The 14,930-nt window shown below is 53.0% G+C and carries 15 protein-coding genes and 1 pseudogene; 9 read left to right on the plus strand and 7 right to left on the minus strand.

All coding sequences use genetic code 11. The features are described 5' to 3' along the window. Positions 1-39 precede the first annotated feature (39 nt). On the plus strand, positions 40-1,638 hold the full coding sequence (locus HV302_RS12290; RefSeq protein WP_016156573.1) for an ABC transporter substrate-binding protein: 1,599 nt from the start codon (positions 40-42) through the stop codon (positions 1,636-1,638). 17 nt (positions 1,639-1,655) lie between these two features. Further along, positions 1,656-1,889 carry a YdcY family protein gene (locus HV302_RS12295; protein WP_046275594.1) on the plus strand — a complete coding sequence of 78 codons (234 nt, stop codon included), beginning with the start codon at positions 1,656-1,658 and terminating at the stop codon, positions 1,887-1,889. A 66-nt stretch (positions 1,890-1,955) separates the two neighbouring features. Here HV302_RS12295 and HV302_RS12300 read toward each other — a convergent pair whose 3' ends face one another. Both HV302_RS12300 and HV302_RS12305 read right to left on the minus strand, forming a co-directional pair. Next, positions 1,956-2,405: a DMT family transporter gene (locus tag HV302_RS12300; protein WP_016156572.1), complete on the minus strand. Its 450-nt coding sequence runs from the start codon at positions 2,403-2,405 to the stop codon at positions 1,956-1,958. Continuing rightward, positions 2,402-2,920, minus strand: a complete 519-nt coding sequence (locus HV302_RS12305; RefSeq protein ID WP_016156571.1) for a GNAT family N-acetyltransferase — start codon at positions 2,918-2,920, stop codon at positions 2,402-2,404. The genes HV302_RS12300 and HV302_RS12305 overlap by 4 nt, the downstream gene beginning before the upstream one ends. Before the next feature lie 37 nt (positions 2,921-2,957). On the opposite strand from HV302_RS12305, the gene HV302_RS12310 reads away from it, so the two are divergent. Both HV302_RS12310 and HV302_RS12315 read left to right on the plus strand, forming a co-directional pair. Continuing rightward, positions 2,958-3,533 (plus strand): helix-turn-helix domain-containing protein, encoded by a 576-nt coding sequence (locus HV302_RS12310; protein WP_016153140.1) that lies wholly within the window; start codon positions 2,958-2,960, stop codon positions 3,531-3,533. Positions 3,534-3,591: 58 nt separating this feature from the next. Further along, positions 3,592-4,629: an NADP-dependent oxidoreductase gene (locus HV302_RS12315; protein WP_046275592.1), complete on the plus strand. Its 1,038-nt coding sequence runs from the start codon at positions 3,592-3,594 to the stop codon at positions 4,627-4,629. Positions 4,630-4,659: 30 nt separating this feature from the next. On the opposite strand, the gene pqqU is transcribed toward HV302_RS12315, so the two are convergent. Beyond that, on the minus strand, positions 4,660-6,780 hold the full coding sequence (pqqU, locus tag HV302_RS12320; protein ID WP_181627394.1) for a TonB-dependent receptor PqqU: 2,121 nt from the start codon (positions 6,778-6,780) through the stop codon (positions 4,660-4,662). A 260-nt stretch (positions 6,781-7,040) separates the two neighbouring features. Here pqqU and yncE point away from each other — a divergent pair, with 260 nt between their 5' ends. Both yncE and HV302_RS12330 read left to right on the plus strand, forming a co-directional pair. Then, entirely contained in the window at positions 7,041-8,102 is a 1,062-nt protein-coding gene (gene yncE, locus HV302_RS12325; RefSeq protein WP_046275590.1) for a 7-bladed beta-propeller protein YncE, read from the plus strand. Positions 8,103-8,238: 136 nt separating this feature from the next. Continuing rightward, positions 8,239-8,460: a YgdI/YgdR family lipoprotein gene (locus HV302_RS12330; RefSeq protein ID WP_003020157.1), complete on the plus strand. Its 222-nt coding sequence runs from the start codon at positions 8,239-8,241 to the stop codon at positions 8,458-8,460. Positions 8,461-8,501: 41 nt separating this feature from the next. Here HV302_RS12330 and ansP read toward each other — a convergent pair whose 3' ends face one another. Further along, the gene (ansP, locus tag HV302_RS12335; protein ID WP_047358134.1) at positions 8,502-9,944 is read right to left on the minus strand and encodes an L-asparagine permease; all 1,443 of its coding nucleotides are present in this window, start codon (positions 9,942-9,944) and stop codon (positions 8,502-8,504) included. Positions 9,945-10,226: 282 nt separating this feature from the next. Between ansP and HV302_RS12340 the strand changes: the two genes are divergently transcribed. After that, positions 10,227-10,924 (plus strand): IS1 family transposase gene (locus HV302_RS12340; protein ID WP_223429336.1). Its coding sequence is split into 2 segments (ribosomal slippage): positions 10,227-10,476 and positions 10,476-10,924, totalling 699 coding nucleotides; the frame shifts between segments, so codons are not numbered across the junction. Positions 10,925-10,937: 13 nt separating this feature from the next. Here HV302_RS12340 and HV302_RS12345 read toward each other — a convergent pair. Further along, a pseudogene (locus tag HV302_RS12345) lies at positions 10,938-11,339 on the minus strand (MFS transporter); the annotation flags it as partial. A 73-nt stretch (positions 11,340-11,412) separates the two neighbouring features. Further along, a complete protein-coding gene (locus HV302_RS12350; RefSeq protein WP_016153126.1) occupies positions 11,413-12,609 on the minus strand; it encodes an L-talarate/galactarate dehydratase in 1,197 nt (398 codons plus the stop codon). 271 nt (positions 12,610-12,880) lie between these two features. On the opposite strand from HV302_RS12350, the gene HV302_RS12355 reads away from it, so the two are divergent. Both HV302_RS12355 and pptA read left to right on the plus strand, forming a co-directional pair. After that, positions 12,881-13,933, plus strand: coding sequence for a LacI family DNA-binding transcriptional regulator (locus tag HV302_RS12355; RefSeq protein WP_233628821.1), 1,053 nt, complete (start codon positions 12,881-12,883; stop codon positions 13,931-13,933). A 34-nt stretch (positions 13,934-13,967) separates the two neighbouring features. After that, positions 13,968-14,195, plus strand: coding sequence for a tautomerase PptA (pptA, locus tag HV302_RS12360; RefSeq protein WP_016156554.1), 228 nt, complete (start codon positions 13,968-13,970; stop codon positions 14,193-14,195). Positions 14,196-14,234: 39 nt separating this feature from the next. Here pptA and HV302_RS12365 read toward each other — a convergent pair whose 3' ends face one another. Continuing rightward, positions 14,235-14,807, minus strand: a complete 573-nt coding sequence (locus tag HV302_RS12365) for a flavin reductase family protein (RefSeq protein ID WP_016156553.1) — start codon at positions 14,805-14,807, stop codon at positions 14,235-14,237. Positions 14,808-14,930: the final 123 nt, after the last annotated feature.

Here is a 14,930-nt window from a genome sequence, read left to right on the forward strand (position 1 = left end):
GATATCTCGGTTAATAATAAAATAAGAAGGCTTATAACCATGATTGCAAGGAAAACGTTACTCGCGCTGGCGCTCAGCGCCGTCTTACCATCAGGCGCGGCGTTCGCGGCCAATACCGACACTCTCATTTACTGCTCAGAAGCGTCGCCAGAGTCATTTAACCCGCAAATCGCCAGTTCCGGTCCATCGTTTGTGGCCAGCTCACAGGTGCTCTACAACCGACTCATCAATTTTGATCCGGTAAAAAATACGCCAGTTCCGTCTCTGGCAACGGACTGGACGATTTCGCCGGACGGTAAGACCTACACTTTTACCCTGCGTCAGGGCGTGAAATTCAACAGTAATAAATTCTTCAAACCAACCCGCGACTTCAACGCTGATGACGTGGTTTTCTCGGTATTACGACAGAAAGATGCCGATCATCCGTATCACAAAATTTCTCAGGGAAGCTACGAATACTTCAACGATGTCGGTCTGGATAAACTGATTAAAGAAGTGAAGAAGGTCGATGATTATCACGTTCAGTTTATCCTTAATGAACCTAACGCCGCGTTTCTTGCCGACTGGGGAATGGATTTTGCCTCCATCCTCTCTGCAGAATATGCCGACGTGATGCTGAAAAAAGGCACTCCGGAAAACGTCGATAACTGGCCAATTGGCACCGGGCCATACGTGTTGCAGCAGTACAAGCAGGATTCGCAAATCCGCTATCTCGCCAACCCGAACTACTGGGACGGCGCCGTCCCCACGAAGCACCTGATCTTCTCAATCACGCCAAACGTACAGACCCGATTGGCGAAACTGCAAACCAATGAATGCCAGATAATTCCGGCGCCTGCGCCCGTACAGTTTGACGAGATTAAGAAGAATAAAGATTTGACGCTGCATTCGGTTGAAGCGCTGAACGTCGGCTATCTGGCGTTTAATACCGAGAAAAAACCGTTTGATAACGTGCTGGTGCGTCAGGCGCTTAACTACGCGACAGACAAAAAGGCCATTATTAACGCCGTCTTTTTAGGTTCCGGTACGGTGGCAAAATCGCCAATTCCGCCGAATATGCTGGGTTTCAATAAAGATTTGCAGGATTACGCTTACGACCCGCAAAAAGCGAAAGATCTGCTGAAACAGGCGGGACTTGAAAACGGCTTTGAAGCGACGCTGTGGTCAATGCCGGTTCAGCGCCCATACAACCCGAACTCCCGACGGATTGCCGAGATGATCCAAAGCGACTGGGCGAAGGTTGGCGTGAAGGCGAAAATTGTGTCGTACGAGTGGGGCGAATATCTCTCCGGAATGCGTAAAGGTGAGCATGACACCGCGTTGTTCGGTTGGATGTCAGACAACGGCGATCCGGACAACTTCGCCGATGTACTGCTGGGCTGTGACAGCATTAAAACCGGATCTAACGCCGCGCGCTGGTGCGATAAAGAGTATAATTCGCTGGTTCAAAAGGCGAAACTGGTGAGTAAACCGGAAGAACGCGCCGCGCTTTACCAGCAGTCGCAAGAAATTTTCTACCAGCAGGCTCCGTGGATTGCGTTGGCAAACGGGAAAACGTTTTACGCGACGCGCAGCAACGTCAGCGGATACAGCGTTAGCCTGATGGGCAGCGATTTTTCAAAAGCAAAATTAAATTAATGAGTTAAGGAGAGGTTATGTCGCATCTGGATGAGGTCAGCGCACGTGTTGATGCCACCATTGAAGAGAGCGTCATTACGCATATGAATGAATTGCTGATTGAACTCAGCGATGATGTCGTGCTGAGCCGGGAAGAACGTTACACCCAGCAACAGCGTTTGCGTACGGCTATCGCACATCATGGCCGTCAGCATAAAGAGGATATGGAAACCCGTCGCGAACAGTTGACCAAAGGCGGCACAATCCTGTAATTCATTGTGGCCAGATGGCGAGGTAACACCTTATCCGGCCTGCATGTTCAGGCCGGATAAGCGCAATTAAAACGAACGTCTCGCCACCAGCCAGGCCCCAACAACCAGCAGCACCGCGCCGCAGACCGGCCCCACCAACGCCCGCAGCGGTACGCCATGACTGCGCAGAATATCCAGCACCAGTCCGCCGATTAACTGGCTGGCCACCAGCACCGCGATAGTGGTTGCAGCGCCCACATTTTGGTATCCACTGATGCTGGCAAAAACAAAGAACGATCCCAGCAAGCCAGGGATTAGCGTCCACCAGCGCACGCTGGAAACCAGTTCCCCAAACCCCGCCATACCTTGCTTAAACCACAGTATGCTGACAAACAGCACGATCCCGACCAGCGAGTTAAGTAACATGGCGATGAGAATCGTCGAGGACGTCTGCGTGATGCGTACCATCAAGGTATTTTGCACCACCAGACCAATACCTGCGGCAATCAGAAAGGAGAGGGTTAGCGTCTGGTTCATCTGCTGGCATCCGGTTCGCGGCGATCGTCTAACTGCAACTGCATAAAAGTCAGATCCAGCCAGCGCCCAAATTTCGTGCCAACCTGTGGCATTTGCGCGGTGGTTTTAAAACCCAGCGTGCTGTGCAGATGCAGCGACGCCTGATTCTGAGACTCAATGCCCGCAACCATCACATGCTTGCCGCACGCGCGGGCTTCTTCTATTAACCTGCTGAGCAGCGCTCGTCCCAGGCCTTTACCCTGATGAGCAGGATGGACATATACCGAATGTTCAACGGTATGACGGAATCCATCAAAGTTACGCCAGTCGCCAAAGGAGGCGTACCCTGTAATTACGCCATTCTCTTCACTCACCAGCACCGGATAGCCCATCAACTGGCGGGCTTGATACCATGAGATACGGTTTTCGGCATCGACCGTTTGATCGTTCCAGATAGCCGCCGTATGCAGTACCGCGTGGTTGTAGATTTCTGCAATGGCGGCACAGTCTTCTTTGCTGGCAAATCGAATGGACATGTTGAACCTCAGGGATTGTTCACTATAGTATTACAATATGAATACTATTGAAGACAGCATAAATCAACGGATCGGTGCAAGAATTCGCATTGAGCGGGAGTCTCGCGGCTGGTCTCTGACGGAACTCGCTGAGCGCGCAGGCGTGTCGCGGGCGATGATCCATAAAATAGAGCGCGGTGAGAGCAGCCCAACGGCCACGCTGCTGGGCAGGCTCTCCGGTGCCTTTGGTATCAGCATGTCTATGCTGATGGCGCGGGCCGAAATGCAGGAGGGCAAGCTGCTGCGCTTCGCTGATCAGCCTGTCTGGCACGACCCGCAAAGCCACTATCTGCGCCGCCACGTTTCACCGCGCAGCGATCTGCCTATTGATCTGGTGCAGATAGAATTGCCCGCCGGAAGCGATATCCCGATGCCAGCCTCTTCCTACGTGCAGGCAAGACAACTTATCTGGCTACAGCAGGGGGAATTGGTCTTTGTGGAAGGGGACGTGCGTCATGAAATGCGGGCTGGCGATTGCCTGGAGCTTGGCCCGCCGAATGATTGTCGGTTTATCAATGAAACCGCACAACCCTGCGTTTACCTGGTTGTGCGGTTAAATCATGTCGTCAGCTAACTGGCGGACACAGGCTGCTACTATTGATGGAATCATGCCAAAAGCAGAGGAGCACATCATGGGTCAACAGACTAATCGCAATCGCCGCTGGGTACTGGCTTCCCGCCCGCATGGCGCGCCGGTCCCGGAAAACTTCCGTCTTGAAGACGATGAGGTGGCAACGCCGGGTGAAGGCCAGGTTTTGCTGCGCACCATTTTTCTTTCCCTCGATCCCTACATGCGAGGACGCATGAGCGATGAGCCGTCTTACTCCCCGCCGGTAGAGATTGGCGGCGTGATGGTTGGCGGGACCGTGAGTCGCGTGGTGTCCTCCAACCATCCTGATTACCAGCCTGGCGAGTGGGTGCTGAGCTACAGCGGCTGGCAGGACTATGATATCTCCGACGGTAACGGGCTGGTGAAACTTGGCGATAATCCCGAACATCCCTCCTGGGCGCTGGGAGTGATGGGGATGCCAGGATTTACTGCTTATATGGGGCTGCTGGATATCGGTCAGCCAAAAGCGGGGGAAACGCTGGTTGTGGCCGCCGCCACCGGCCCGGTTGGCGCAACGGTAGGGCAGATTGGTAAGCTCAAAGGCTGCCGGGTGATCGGGGTTGCAGGCGGGGCAGAGAAATGCCGACATGCCACCGAGGTATTAGGCTTTGATGTCTGCCTCGATCACCATGCACAAGATTTTGCGCAACAGCTGGCAAAAGCCTGTCCGCAGGGGATCGATATTTACTACGAAAACGTCGGCGGTAAGGTATTCGACGCCGTTCTGCCATTGCTCAATACCTCTGCGCGCATTCCGCTGTGCGGACTGGTCAGCGGTTACAACGCCACAACACTTCCTGGCGGACCCGATAGATTACCTTTGCTGATGGCAACGCTGCTGAAAAAGCGAATCCGGATGCAGGGCTTTATCATTGGTCAGGATTATGGTCACCGCATTCAGGAGTTTCAGCGGGAGATGGGGCGCTGGGTTAAAGAGGGCAAAATCCATTACCGCGAGCAAATCACCGACGGTCTGGAAAATGCGCCGCAGACCTTTATCGGCCTGCTGACGGGAAAAAACTTCGGTAAAGTGGTGATTCGTCTTGCAGACGATGCGTAAAACGGATGGCGGGAGTCATTCCCGCCAGTGTTACTCAAAACGCCAGGCCAGATTAATCCCTACGCCATAGTTTCGTCCTGGCGCCGGTTCGTAATATCGACCATTTGCCTCATTCACTATCACCGAACCGACGTAGGACTTATCAAGCAGATTATCCACCCGACCGAACAGGTCGAACATCAGACTGCGGTAATAAAATTTATAGCCGGTATTTAAACCCACTACGGTATAGGACGGGGCTTGCGCCGTATTTTCATCATTGGCCATAATGTTGCTCATATAACGAACATCAGTTCCCGCATACCAACCTTCATCAGGCACGTAGCCCAGCGAAGCAAATCCCATGTTTTGCGCAATGCCAGGCAGGCGGTTGCCGTTGCAGTTTTGATCGCCACAGACGTTGCTGCGGTAGGTCGCATCCAGCCAGGTCCATGCAGCTTTTACGCGCCAGCTTGCGGCAAAGCGTTGGTCCCAGGATAACTCACCTCCCTGACGGCGGGTTTTTCCAGCGTTTTTGTAGGTTGTCCGCCCGCCGCTACTGCTGTCAACCACGATCTCGTCATCGGTATCGGTCTGGAATAGCGCTGCGGTAAACAGCCCATCGCCGATACGCGTTTTACTGCCGATTTCCACGGTATCGTTTGTGGAAGGCTGTAGGTCAAAATTCATCCCACTTTGACCGTCGGAGCGGTAAGACAACTCGTTGATGGTGGGCGTTTCGAACCCGCGTCCTGCGGCCAGGTAGACGTTCCAGGTATCGGTGATGGCGTATTTTAACGATCCAGCAGGTAACCACTGGTGATAGCTGGCGTCACCGCTGTCATCTCCGTTACCAGGCGTAATATAGCGATCGTTAGAATCAAACCACACCGAACTGTAGCGAACGCCGGCATCCAGCGAGAGTTTCTGCGTTAATTGCCACTGGGTTTGCAGATAGGGATCGACATTCCACATCAGGTTACGTTCGTTACGTCGTAAGTCGCCTTTCTGACCATATTCTGGCACGCCATCATCAAGGCGAAAGTTGTTGTAGCCTTTACGGCTTTCGCTCATGTTTTCGTAATTCAGACCGGTGGTGAAGGTCACGGGTATGCCCAGTTCGCCACGGTGAGTCCAGCGGTTGTCTATCCCCTGATAATGACGTTGCAGGGTAATAACGCCTCCGGCATGAGACGGTTTTAACTGCGGGGCCATCGGGATCGACTGATACTGAGTGGTTTCACGCTCGCCTGCATAAGTCATGATGCTGATATCATCCTTCGCGCTAAGCTGGCGTTCATAGCGCAACCCCGCCTGGGTCTGCTTGATGGTTTTTCGCGTGTTGTATTGCTCAGCGCGGGGCGATTGCTGCGGATTGGCCTGCCACTCCGACTCGGTAAGACCACCAGGATCATCAGCTTTACTCTCTACACTATTGAAAATCAGGGTTAGTTTGCTCGTATCGTCCATGCGCACGCCCAGTTTGGCATTGGCCAGATTTTTTTGTGCGCTGCTGCGATCGCGATAACCATGGGTGGTAAACCGGGTTGTTGAAATGGTGTAATCCACATCCCCTCGCTGTGTGCCATCGCCCAGTGCGCCCGTTGCTTTTAACCCGTAGCGCCAACTGCCAAAACTGCCGTAATAACTGCTGGCTTCAATGGTTGGCGGCTCATGTCCCGTTTCAGTGCTGACATTCATCACTCCACCAGACGCATTGCCATACAGAGCAGAGAAGGGGCCGCGTAAAACCTCAATATTTTGTACGCTGCTGATATCAATATTGGATGTTTGACCCTGCCCATCCGGCATGGTTGCCGGGATCCCGTCGACATACAAACGAATGCCGCGGATGCCATAAGTGGTTCGCGAACCAAATCCGCGAATCGACAACTGGAGATCCTGGGCGTAGTTCTGCCGATTTTGCACCTGCAGCCCAGGGACGCTGGTCAGGGATTCAGACAGGTTAATTCGCGGCGTTGCCAGACGCATATCTTCTCCGTCAACGACGCTGACGGCGGCAGGGGTGTCCAGTTCAGAAACGGACTGTGGTGTCGCGCTAACGATCAGCGTTTGATCGTATATCTCACTTTCTGCCACGGCATAAGGCGAGAGGAAGACAGGCAGTAAAGAAACAGGAAGTGCAGTGTAGCGGGATGCAAAAATCGTCATGAACAAGGCCAGTTAATGATGCTTACGCCGTAACACCAGCGATAAGCGCGTGAATTTTTTTATAAAAGATGAATTTCAGCGCTGCTGAATTGCGCTAATTTTTCGGGCAATGACAACGATTGTAGTCAATATGTGAAGAAGTGCTCCACTTTGAGATGAATAATGATTACTATTCTCATTCTTAAAAAAGGCAAAACCATGATTTTGCTCATTGAAGCTATGTGAAGCAGTAACAAACGAATTTATCAAAGGGAGTCGTCATGTCTTTACGTCATCTGTTTTCGCCGCGTCTGCGTGGTTCTTTACTGTTAGGTTCACTGCTCGTTGCATCATCTTTTACTACGCAGGCTGCAGAAGAACTGCTGCGCAAAGCCGTGGGCAAAGGCGCCTATGAAATGGCATACAGTCAGCAAGAGAACGCGCTGTGGCTGGCGACTTCGCAGAGCCGCAAACTGGATACCGGCGGGGTGGTTTACCGTCTTGACCCGGTCACCCTCGAAGTGACTCAGGTTATTCATAACGATCTCAAACCGTTTGGCGCCACCATCAACAACGCCACGCAAACGCTGTGGTTCGGCAACACGGTAAACAGCGCGGTGACGGCAATGGATGCTAAAACGGGCGCGGTGAAAGGACGTCTGGTGCTGGATGCGCGTAAGCGTTCTGAAGACGTTCGCCCACTGCAGCCGCGTGAGCTGGTCGCCGATGACGCCACCAACACGGTATACATTAGCGGTATTGGTAAAGAGAGCGTGATTTGGGTGGTGGACGGTGATGCCATTACATTGAAGGACACCATTCAAAATACCGGCAAAATGAGCACCGCTCTGGCTGTCGACAGCAAGGCTAAACGCCTGTACACCGCCAATGCGGACGGTGAATTCATCACCATCGATACCACCACCAACAAAATTCTCAGCCGTAAAAAGCTGCTGGATGATGGAAAAGAGCATTTCTTCATCAACCTGAGCCTGGACACGGCGGGCAACCGCGCCTTTGTCACCGACTCTAAAGCGGCGGAAGTGCTGGTAATCGACACCCGTAATGGCAACGTCCTGGCAAAAGTCGCCGCGCCGGAATCCCTGGCCGTGCTGTTTAACCCGGCGCGTAACGAGGCCTACGTGACCCATCGTCAGGCCGGCAAAGTGAGCGTGATCGACGCGAAAAGCTATAAAGTCGTTAAAACGTTCGAGACCCCAACATTCCCGAATAGCCTGGCGCTCTCCGCCGACGGTAAAACCCTGTACGTGAGCGTGAAACAGAAGTCCACCCGCGAGCAGGAAGCCACCCAGCCGGACGATGTTATTCGTATTGCGCTGTAATTAACCGGAGGGGGAAACCCCTCCTGTCACTTCTCTAAATCCCCCGATACGCCTCGTTACACCCCGCCAGTAGCCTGACCTACTTCAGGGACTTACACTACGCCCTCAACGGCTAACTGAATAACACGGGAATACCATGAAAAAGCCATTTATCTGTCTTTGTGCAGGCGTAATGCTGTTTACATTGGCAGGATGCACCACCGATTACGTCATGACGACCAAAAGCGGACAAACCATCACCACCCAGGGTAAGCCAAAACTGGATAAAGACACGGGAATGACCAGTTATACCGATCAGGATGGGAATGCGCGGGAAATTAACAGCAACGACGTAGCGCAGTTGATTGAAGCGAACTAAAAAAGAAGGCCTGAAGGATTAACCTGTCAGGCCTTCTGCCGTTATGGCGCGGTGCGGTGGATCTCTGCAACGCGTTTACGCACGCCGAACCAGCCCGCGACCAGCAGGATGGCAATCAGCGGTAATGACGCGATGGTATAGGTGCCGTTTGGATAGTCAAACGCCATCAATACCAGTACGCTCACCAGGAACAGCAGCGTTAACCACGAGGTAAACGGTGCGCCCGGCAGTTTAAAGCTGACGTCTGCCGTTTTACCTTCTTTTATGGCCCGGCGCAGACGCATCTGACAGACCATGATAAATCCCCACGACGCAATAATGCCCAATGACGCGAAGTTCAACACGATCTCAAACACCTGTGACGGCACCAGATAGTTCAGGAATACCCCGACGACATACACGACCAGCGTGGCGAGGATCCCGGCCCAGGGCACCTGTTGACGGCTCATTTTAGCCATGAATTTCGGTGCCGAACCGCCCATCGACATGGAGCGTAAAATACGCCCGGTGCAGTACAACCCTGAGTTAAGGCTGGAAAGCGCCGCGGTGAGCACCACAATATTCATGATACTGCCAATGTACGGCACGCCCAGTTTGGAAAAGAAGGTAACAAACGGGCTTTGCCCCGCCTGATAGGCGTTCCAGGGCAGTAGCAGAACCAGCAGCACGACAGAACCCACATAGAACAGACCAATACGCCAGATAACGCTATTGATTGCTTTTGGCACCATCGTTTGCGGATCTTTGCACTCACCGGCGGCGGTACCCACCAGTTCAATAGAGGCAAAGGCGAAAACAACACCCTGTACCAGTACCAGCGCAGGCAGCAGGCCATGCGGGAAGAAGCCGCCGTTGTCGGTAATCAGGTGAAAACCCGTGGCGTTACCATCCAGCGGCTTTCCGGTACCTAAAAAAACGGTACCCACCACCAGGAAGATCACAATTGCCAGTACCTTAACCAGCGCAAACCAAAACTCCATCTCCGCGAACCACTTCACGCCGATCATGTTCATGGTACCGACAATAGCCAGCGCGCCGAGGGCGAACACCCACTGCGGCACGTCGCCAAATGCGCCCCAGTAGTGCATATACAACGCCACCGCGGTGATATCGACAATGCCGGTCATCGCCCAGTTGATGAAGTACATCCAGCCAGCCACATAGGCGGCTTTCTCACCTAAAAATTCACGGGCGTAGGAAACGAAGCTACCGCTGGAAGGGCGATGTAAAACCAGTTCGCCGAGCGCGCGCAGTATAAAGAACGAAAAAATACCGCATACCAGATAGACCAGCGCCAAAGCCGGGCCGGCCATCTGCAGGCGTGCGCCTGCCCCTAAAAACAACCCGGTACCAATTGCGCCGCCAATGGCGATCATTTGTACCTGTCGATTGCCCATCGCTTTGTGATACCCCTCTTCGTGAGCATTCAACCAGCGTCGTTTCGCCGCATGTTGTTCCGCGGCTTGCGTGTTGTTTGTGTTCATTACGATTCCTGTTGACCTGACAAAAATACAACATCCTTTTTGCCGCACCTGCTGCGGCGAAAACAGCCTTACCCTTCATTGTGTTACGGGGGAAAACTGCCGGCCGAGCATCCTACATTCAATTGATTGGTTCCGCAAAGCCCCGGTAACAAGAATTCAGCATTTTTATGCAGCCGGTACTGGCGCGGTGTGGCCTCGATTCAGCCAATAAAAGAGAAGGGCGTTTAGGTGATGCTGCCAACTTACTGATTTAGTGTATGATGGTGTTTTTGAGGTGCTCCAGTGGCTTCTGTTTCTATCAGCTGTCCCTCCTGTTCAGCTACTGACGGGGTGGTGCGTAACGGCAAAAGCACTGCCGGACATCAGCGCTATCTCTGCTCTCACTGCCGTAAAACATGGCAACTGCAGTTCACTTACACCGCTTCTCAACCCGGTACGCACCAGAAAATCATTGATATGGCCATGAATGGCGTTGGATGCCGGGCAACCGCCCGCATTATGGGCGTTGGCCTCAACACGATTTTACGTCACTTAAAAAACTCAGGCCGCAGTCGGTAACCTCGCGCATACAGCCGGGCAGTGACGTCATCGTCTGCGCGGAAATGGACGAACAGTGGGGCTACGTCGGTGCTAAATCACGTCAGCGCTGGCTGTTTTACGCGTATGACAGGATACGGAGGACGGTTGTGGCGCACGTCTTCGGTGAACGCACTCTGGCCACACTGGAGCGTCTTCTGAGCCTGCTGTCGGCCTTTGAGGTCGTGGTATGGATGACGGATGGCTGGCCGCTGTATGAATCCCGCCTGAAGGGAAAGCTGCACGTAATCAGCAAGCGTTACACTCAGCGCATTGAGCGACATAACCTGAATCTGAGACAACATCTGGCAAGGCTGGGACGGAAGTCACTGTCGTTCTCAAAATCGGTGGAGCTGCATGACAAGGTCATCGGGCATTATCTGAACATAAAACACTATCAGTAAGTTGGAGTCATTACCACCACTGCACGCTTAATCGGCTGTTGGCAGGAAAGGCCGGAGCCTCAATGGCACCCATCAGTAAACGTAAGATAATCAATACCACAAGTGGACTGGCGTACAGATAAATGGTGCCCTGAAACATGGTCACCAGCGACCAGCCAATCAGGGCGCAGCCGTATACCAGACGAGAACCGTAGCGATCAAGTAGCCAGCCGCCAGGCAATTGCATAATGACATAAGAAATACCGAAGGCAGAAAAGGCCAGCCCCATTGCTTCGGGATCAAAACCTAATTCTTTGCTCATAATCGGAGCCACGACGGATAACGTCGCGCGATCGGCGTAATTAAATACGGTGGCTAGAAACAGAAATATCAAAATACCGTAACGCACTTTTGTGCGCTTTATTATTGTGTTCATCACCCACTCCTTTCATAAGGTTGAGAGCGTTTCTGTAGGGAAGAGGGCGGGTATTACTTACCCGCCAAATAAATTAAGGACGTTTACCAAACTCGCAGGTTAATTGCGTCCAGCGGCGTGTCTGCTCGCTGATGCTGAATCCCAGACCGTGACGGTCGGAAACCCACATCCGCCCATCGCGCAGCTCAAGCTGTTCATTAAATAACGGGTTCAGCCATTCGAAATGTTCCAACCATGGCTCAAGCGGGTAAGCGGCGGACAGATGCAGGTGAACTTCCATGGCAAAGTGCGGAGCCAGTTTGCGACCGTGTTTCGCCGCCAGGTCCATAATTTTCAGAAACGGTGAAATTCCCCCCACACGCGGTGCATCGGGCTGCACAAAATCACTGGCATTACCGAGGATCAACTGTTCATGTTCGCGGAAGCTGGTCAGCATTTCACCGGTAGCAATCGGGGTATCAAGCGCGGCGGCCAGTTGGGCGTGACCTTCCACATCGTAGGCATCCAGCGGCTCTTCAATCCAGATCAGATTGAACTGCTCCATTTTTCGTCCCATACGAATGGCGGTTTCTCGATCCCACTGCTGATTGGCATCGACCATCAGCGGGAAGTCATCGCCCAGCGCTTCACGCACCGCGGTTAAACGGCGAATATCCTCGGCGCAGTTTGGCTGACCAACCTTGAGTTTGATGCCGCCAATGCCGTTTTCACGGGAAATAACGACGTTTTTGAGCACCTGATCCAGCGGCGTATGCAGGAATCCGCCGGAGGTGTTGTAACACTGCACGGAGTCCCGGTGTGCACCCAATAGTTTTGCCAGCGGCAACCCTGCACGCTTGGCCTTCATATCCCACAAGGCGATATCGATAGGGGAGATAGCCTGAACCGCCATGCCGCTGCGCCCTACGGAAGCGCCAGCCCACAGCAGCTTGGTGTAGATCTTGTCGATATCGTTTGGATCTTCGCCTAACAGGTTATCGGCAATTTCTTTGGCATGGGCATAGATTCCCTGGCCGCCAGCCCGTTTGGAGTAACTAAATCCAACGCCTTCAAACCCGTCGCGACTGCGGATCTCCGCGATAATAATGGCAACTTCGGTTAGGGGTTTCTGGCGACCGGTCAGCACTTTGGCATCGCTCACGGGTGTTGCCAGAGGAAGGAAAGCCAGGGACAGCTTAACCCACTCGATACGGTCGCCGGTTTCAGCCGCGGTTTTTGCATTGGCTGATTTGGCATACGTTACGGCATCGGAATTCGCACTTAATGACATTTTAATCTCTCCTGGTGAGAACAAATGATTGCGCTAACATTTTTAGTATTAGCGCAATCATTGCGCCAGCGAATTGAATGCGTTTTGAACAATCGCTCACAAATACTGAGACAAAAGGGCAGTAACTTGTAAACAGCATCACATTCCAATACTTTATGGGTAAATGCACAAGTCATTATGATGGCGCTATCATTTCAGATGGCGCTAATTAACTAAGCTGCTGTTTTCTCAGCGTTATCGTAGAGGGGCGCTGGCAATAGCCGAAATCATGATGAATAATGCCAGGATAAATCAGCGATTTTTGACAAGGGCATCGACAGTGAAAAATCCCAGACCTCCGCGCGCACCCACGCTGGAAGATGTTGCCCGTACCGCGGGATTGTCGCCCATGACGGTGAGCAGGGCGTTGAATACCCCGCAACTGGTGCGCCCGAGAACGGTTGAAAAAGTAATGCAGGCGGTACGCGCCACTGGCTATATTCCCAACGCGCTGGCCGGGGGGCTGGCGTCGCGTCGCAGTAAGCTTATCGCTGTGGTTGTCCCACAAATTAACAACAATATGTTTGTCGATACCATCCAGTCATTAAGCGATGAACTGGCTGAACGCGGATACCACATCTTGCTCTGCGTGTCGGGTTATACGCCGCAAACAGAGGCTGAGCTGGTGGCGACGCTGCTTTCTCGTCGCCCGGATGGTGTAGTGCTCACCGGTATCCATCATACCGCCGAGCTGAAAAAGGTGATTCTTAATGCGGCCATCCCGGTCGTGGAAATATGGGATTTAACGCCAACGCCCATCGATATGCTGGTGGGGTTTTCGCATGAAAAAGTCGGGCAGGCGGTAGCAGACTATTTGCTGGAAAAAGGGTATCGCCGTCCTGGTTTGCTATGGACCGCCGATCGCCGGGCAGGCCAGCGTAAACAAGGACTGTGCGATGCGCTGAGCCGTCATGGTATTGCGGCTGGTGCACAGGTGGATGTCCCGCTTCCTGCCTCTCTGGCATTGGGGCGTAGCGGGTTGGCACAGCTATTGGCTGAACGCGCGTTTGATGTCATCGTCTGTAGCTCAGATACGTTAGCCCAGGGGGCGATCATGGAAGCCGAAAGCCGTGGTCTACGCGTGCCGCAGGAATTAGCGGTAATCGGTTTTGGCGATCTCGACTTTGCCGCCAGTAACCGACCAGCCATCACCACCGTCAGCGTCGACAGACGGGCTATTGGACAACGCGCCGCCTCTCTGCTTGCCGATCGTATCGAACAAATTCCGCGTGAAGACGATATTATTGATGTTGGATTTCACCTGGTAGAACGAGAATCCGCATAAGTTACCTGCATCCCAAAACAATAAGGAATCTGCTATGCCGCACGTCGATATCAAATGTTTTCCTCGCGATCTTAACGACGAACAAAAATCCGCGCTGGCGGCGGATATTACCGACGTCATTATTCGTCATTTGCAAAGCAAAGACAGTTCAGTGAGCGTGGCGCTTAATGAAATTGAGCCCGAGGCGTGGCAGGGCGTGTGGGATGCGGAGATTGCGCCGCAGATGGCCAGGTTGATTAAAAAACCCGGCTACAGCATGTAAGACAAAATGGGCGGATTTTCCGCCCGTTTTGTCGTGCCATTATTCAGCTGCTGTTATGAGTTTTCCGCTGGAGACAAACGTTCCGGCCCCAAGGTGATGCAGGGTATTGAGCTTGCCATCATCAAACTGCCAGCGTCCTTCCACGAAGGCTCGCTCATCAGCGGCAGCCGAGACCACTTCACCAAACAGCGTGTCATATTTTTCCTGTGCCGCAGTGGCAGGCAACAGGCGACACTCCATCCAGGCCAGACATTTTGCTTCAATCAGCGGTAAACCCAGTACCGGTCCCTGCACCACGGGAATGCCGTAGCAGTTGAATTTATCTTCCACACGACCGGAAACGCTGCCTACGGCCCAGGTCCAGTTGGCGGCGGCAACGCCCGGAATAACGATGCCGAATTTGCCGCTACGTTCAATGAGCTCACGTGACCAGGCGGTCTTGTCGACAACAATCGCGATCCGCGGTGGTTCAAACTCCACGGGCATTGACCACGCGGCAGCCATCACATTTCGCCGCTCGGTATGCTCATCCCGGCTGGTGATTAATATCGTTGGGCCGTGATTTAGCAACCGACTGGCATGTTTTAATTCGATCGGACGAAAATGGCTCATGGATGCTCCTTGGCTGAGAGATAACACACCACAATAAACATAGATATTAACGGTATTAGCGATTTTGTCGCCTCGTCTGGAGGAACAACGCACAAAATCGACGGCGCAAAATTAAAAATGCGC

The sequence above is a fragment of the Citrobacter sp. RHBSTW-00859 genome (assembly GCF_013729795.1).
GTDB classification, from domain to species: Bacteria; Pseudomonadota; Gammaproteobacteria; order Enterobacterales; family Enterobacteriaceae; genus Citrobacter; species Citrobacter braakii.